This window comes from Neisseria sp. P0021.S006, from assembly GCF_051956895.1.
The window spans coordinates 1-680 of record NZ_JBQCWZ010000760.1; the positions used below are offsets into that span (position 1 = coordinate 1).

The 680-nt window shown below is 48.7% G+C and carries 1 protein-coding gene; it reads left to right on the plus strand.

The window, feature by feature from the left end; genetic code table 11:
- The first annotated feature begins 3 nt into the window (after positions 1-3).
- On the plus strand, positions 4-609 hold the full coding sequence (locus tag ACTHUM_RS16945; protein ID WP_440403549.1) for a biliverdin-producing heme oxygenase: 606 nt from the start codon (positions 4-6) through the stop codon (positions 607-609).
- Positions 610-680: the final 71 nt, after the last annotated feature.

Here is a 680-nt window from a genome sequence, read left to right on the forward strand (position 1 = left end):
GAGCTGACTTTTGCCAAACGGCTGAAAGAGCAAACTACAACTATTCACGATAGCGTGGACAACTTGGTTATGTCTGTCGAGCCGTTTACCAACAAAGAGAATTACATCAAATTTTTGAAACTGCAATCAGTGTTCCACAAAGCGGTCGATCATATTTATAAAGACTCCGAGTTGAACAAAGCCATTCCTGAGCTGGAATACATGGCGCGTTACGACGCGGTAACGCAAGACTTGGCTGATTTGGGCGACAAACCTTACGAATACGGTAAACCGTTGCCACATGAAACCGGCAACAAAGCCATCGGTTGGCTGTATTGCGCCGAAGGTTCCAATTTGGGCGCAGCATTTTTGTTTAAACACGCGCAAAAACTGGATTACACCGGCGAACACGGCGCGCGCCACCTCGCCCCCCATCCGAACGGCCGCGGCAAACATTGGCGTGCGTTTGTCGAGCATCTGAATGCTTTGGGTTTAAGTCCTGAAGCTGAAGCCGAAGCGATTCAAGGTGCAAAAGATGCATTTGCGTTCTACAAAGTCGTTCTGCGCGACACATTTGACCTGCCTGCAGGTGCGGAAGCTCCGGAAGGCTTTGTTCCGCACCGTCATTAATGGTTTGACGATATAAGTCGAGGTCGTCTGCAACACACCTATATACGCGGATTCATAAATTCTCTTTTCAG